Annotated in this window: 8 protein-coding genes; all 8 read right to left on the reverse strand. The window is 66.5% G+C overall.

Features of this window, described 5'->3' with window-relative positions:
* Positions 1-407, reverse strand: a 407-nt coding sequence (locus tag KAZ48_08135; GenBank protein ID MBP7972756.1) for a hypothetical protein, incomplete at its 3' end; no start/stop codon positions are given.
* A 273-nt stretch (positions 408-680) separates the two neighbouring features.
* Positions 681-1,097, reverse strand: coding sequence for a hypothetical protein (locus KAZ48_08140; protein MBP7972757.1), 417 nt, complete (start codon positions 1,095-1,097; stop codon positions 681-683).
* Positions 1,094-1,390 (reverse strand): HK97 gp10 family phage protein, encoded by a 297-nt coding sequence (locus KAZ48_08145; GenBank protein ID MBP7972758.1) that lies wholly within the window; start codon positions 1,388-1,390, stop codon positions 1,094-1,096. Before KAZ48_08145 ends, KAZ48_08140 begins: the two co-directional genes overlap by 4 nt.
* Positions 1,391-1,399: 9 nt before the next feature.
* The gene (locus KAZ48_08150) at positions 1,400-1,672 is read right to left on the reverse strand and encodes a hypothetical protein (protein ID MBP7972759.1); all 273 of its coding nucleotides are present in this window, start codon (positions 1,670-1,672) and stop codon (positions 1,400-1,402) included.
* Positions 1,673-1,680: 8 nt separating this feature from the next.
* Positions 1,681-2,031 (reverse strand): hypothetical protein, encoded by a 351-nt coding sequence (locus KAZ48_08155; GenBank protein MBP7972760.1) that lies wholly within the window; start codon positions 2,029-2,031, stop codon positions 1,681-1,683.
* Positions 2,028-2,573, reverse strand: a complete 546-nt coding sequence (locus tag KAZ48_08160) for a hypothetical protein (GenBank protein ID MBP7972761.1) — start codon at positions 2,571-2,573, stop codon at positions 2,028-2,030. The genes KAZ48_08155 and KAZ48_08160 overlap by 4 nt, the downstream gene beginning before the upstream one ends.
* Before the next feature lie 3 nt (positions 2,574-2,576).
* A complete protein-coding gene (locus KAZ48_08165; protein MBP7972762.1) occupies positions 2,577-2,987 on the reverse strand; it encodes a hypothetical protein in 411 nt (136 codons plus the stop codon).
* Positions 2,987-3,217: hypothetical protein (locus KAZ48_08170; protein MBP7972763.1), on the reverse strand; the 231-nt coding region annotated here is incomplete at its 5' end. The genes KAZ48_08165 and KAZ48_08170, both read right to left, overlap by 1 nt.

The raw sequence follows: 3,217 nt of genomic DNA on the forward strand, positions 1-3,217 counted from the left end.
CGGAAGAACAGGAACTGCCGCCCCGGGTTGGCGTTGGTGACCAGCCGGGCGAACACCGCGTTTTGCAGCCCCGAGTCCTCGATCAGCGAGTTGCCGTCGACATCGGTGAACGGCCGATTGAGGCGCAACCGCTGCACCCACGGCGTACCGGTGTCGACCGGCGTCACGCTGAACGGCTCGGACTGCTCGGTGATGTCGCTCGCGTACGGCTCGGTCGACTGGAGGATCATGAAGTGGTCGTTGGTGATCTTCGGCTTCCACGACGGGCCGTCACCATCCTTGAACGCGCCGAGGTTGATGAAGCCCTCGTTCGGCTCGGGGTTCGGCTGGAAGTAGCCATCTGGCTTGATGATCGACAGCAGGTCGTCGCGCGGATCGCCGTCGGCCGCGAACGGGGACCAGCGCATCGAGCCGTCCTCGTTGTGCGGCGAGACATCGGTTGCGGAGCCGCGCGCATCGCGCGCCAGGACCGCGACGCCAGTGCCACGGCGCAGGCTCTCGGGAGCCCGCAGCGAGAGTCCGGCGCCAACCCAATCGACGCCAGTTTCGGGGATCGTCATGTTGACGTGTTCCTTTCGGAAAAGGGTTGAACCGGACGAACATCCGGCGGATATGGACTGGGCGAAATGCGACGAGCCCCCGGCGTTGACCAGGGGCTCGCGTGCGGCGGTAGTGGGCGACTACACCGCGACGTAGGGGAGGCCAATCCGATACCGGCCCACTTTTCTGAGCACGACATCGGAGTAATAGACCGGGATGGGTGGCTCGACCACCTCGACATAGGCGACGCCGATCGTGCGGGCGCCGATGGTGATGCGGCGAATGTCGTTGAGCAGCAGCATCCGACGGTGCGTCTTGGTCGTCTCGTCACGCAGGACCGTGGTGCCGGCCGTCTTGGCCACGAAGGTGTGGACCGACACCACCTGGTCGGCGGTGCCAATGTCCGCGTCCTCGGTACCGGTGATGTGCTCGACGACTGTGAAGGGCAGCGGGTCGGACGCGGCGCGGCTGTCGGACGTGCGGCGCAGTGGGGTCAGCCAGGCGATGAGGGCGGTGGTGATGTCCTCGGGCGCGTAGGCCGAGAGCGGGGTCGTCATCGGTTCTGGAAGTGCTCGATCGACTTGCGCATCACGGCGAACTCGGGTGTGTCCTCGGTGCCATACTCGACGAACGAGCTTGCGTCATCGGAGAACTCGATGCCGACGCCCGACTTGCCGTAGCGACGAACGCGGATGCCCGCTTTGTAGTCGCCGCTGTCGACGGGGGCGATCGACTGGGCATAGTCGACAACCTCCTGGGCGAGCGCCATCTTGCCGGCGAGAATGTCCTCGCTAGTTTCGAGGTACTCAGCGATCACGTCCGGGTCGATGAAATCAGTCAGCTTCGCCACGGGGGCTCGTTAGTCCTCGACGGCCCTGCGGGAACGGCGGGACGGCTTCTCGGCCGGCCCGTCTGCCGGTGCGAAGTCGCCGGTGGGCAGCAGGTCCACGTTTGGATCTCCTTCGGCCACGCCCGTGTGGTCAGTTGGCACGGCGGCCCGGTAGGCCACCAGCGACCCAGCTTCGACCAGGGGGGCCGCCACCTCGTCGTCGACCTCGATGGGCTGTGTCGGCACGGTGGCGTAGTGCAGCTGGCCGATGACGCACGGCTCGGTCACGGTGTAGAGACTCATGGAAGCTCCTATGCCTCTTGGACTTTGGACAAGATCGTGCATTTGAACAGGTTGCCGTTCATGTCGCGGAACGGCTGCACACCTGCGATCACTTGGTACGTCACGCCGCTCTCGTCGAACGTGCTCTCGGTGCCGAGCGCCAGGACTTCATCGACGGGTGGAGCAGTTGTCTTCCATACCTGCGTGCCGACGTTGGTGATCCACTCAGGCGTCTCGCTGACGTTGAGAGGCCGGTGTCGGCAGCCGCCCACGTCCACCTCGTCAGTGGTGACGATCTCGTGGCCGAGTTCGTCGTAGGTGGGCGGATCGGTCGGGGTGGTCGTCGCGATCGTGATTGTCTGGCCGCCGAAGCTGGTCATGGCGACGGCAGGATCCGAAACTGCGAGAACCGGGCCTGGAGTTCAGCGTCGGTCGAGATCGCCGCCTCGAACCACTCGGTCTCCACGTCGTCGACCTTGCGGCGCTTCTCATCGCCGGCGCGCTCGACCACCTGGCTGCGGGCATCAACGAACGCGAGGATGGCCACGCGCCAGTCGATCGCCTCGTCCTCGGTGTAGCCGTGGGTGATGTTGACGCTGATCGCCCCGTCGCGCCCCGTCCAGCAGCCGTACTGCTTGGTGAGCGTGCCCTTGCGCTGCGAACGGTCCAGCTTCGACACATCCACCGCGACACCGAGTTCGGTCACCGATGTCACACCGGTCAGGTTCAGCGTGGGCAGTGAGAGGACTCGACCACCGGGCCCGTCGACCGCGATCGTCTCCGACTTCGCCGGCGACACATGCCATCCGCAGTGCCGCCGAGCCGCAGCGAGTGCAGCGTCGATGGCGTCCTGGGCGGCGTTGTCGTCGGCGAATCGGGCGAGGACCGCGGCCGGCAGGTCGGAGGTGTCCAGCTCGGGCATGCGTCAGGAACGCGCGACCGGGTTGTTGCCGCCGTTGCCCAGGACCGCGGTCGCGGCCAGGACGCCGCCGGTGGTTGCCGAGGTGGCCGTGACGACGATGTGGACGTACCGCTTCGTCGGGCGAACGCCGAACGAGTTCCACACGTTGTCATCGGTGGCCGCGAATGTCGGCAACGACCCCAGGACGCGCGAGGAGTCCACCGCGGCGTAGGTGCCGCCGCTGGTGTCGCACTCCTCGACGGTCACGGCGTAGCTGCCATCGGTCAACGCTCCCGAGTGGACGACGAACAGCACGTCGCGGAAGTTGTTGCCGTACAGGCCGGTGTCGATCGCGACGCCGGTGGTGGTGCCGGTCTGGACGGTGCCCGATGCCAGCGCCTTGACGGCCAGGGTGTTGGAGTAGACGTTGAGCATCAGTCTTCGTCCTTCGGTTCGGTGGACTTCTTGAGTGGCCGGCGCGATCGCGTCTCACCGGGGCCGGCGGTCGCCGTCTCGGTGGTAGCGGCACGGGTGGCTGCGGTGACCTCGACGGGCTCGAACAGATGCTCGCGGCCCTTGAATCCCGGGTCATCGTCGGAGACCAGGGAGCCGGCGGAGAAGAACCGCGGCACGCCGCCCTGGTCGAACGTGAATGCTTCCTTGGC

Source organism: Candidatus Nanopelagicales bacterium (assembly GCA_018003655.1).
Lineage (GTDB): Bacteria > Actinomycetota > Actinomycetes > S36-B12 > UBA10799 > JAGNDY01.

Excerpts from the sequence above, each read along its gene's own strand:
- KAZ48_08150 (MBP7972759.1), bottom strand. The coding sequence starts at position 1,672 with ATGAGTCTCTACACCGTGACCGAGCCGTGCGTCATCGGCCAGCTGCAC.
- KAZ48_08160 (MBP7972761.1), bottom strand. The coding sequence starts at position 2,573 with ATGCCCGAGCTGGACACCTCCGACCTGCCGGCCGCGGTCCTCGCCCGA.
- KAZ48_08140 (MBP7972757.1), bottom strand. The coding sequence starts at position 1,097 with ATGACGACCCCGCTCTCGGCCTACGCGCCCGAGGACATCACCACCGCC.
- KAZ48_08165 (MBP7972762.1), bottom strand. The coding sequence starts at position 2,987 with ATGCTCAACGTCTACTCCAACACCCTGGCCGTCAAGGCGCTGGCATCG.
- KAZ48_08155 (MBP7972760.1), bottom strand. The coding sequence starts at position 2,031 with ATGACCAGCTTCGGCGGCCAGACAATCACGATCGCGACGACCACCCCG.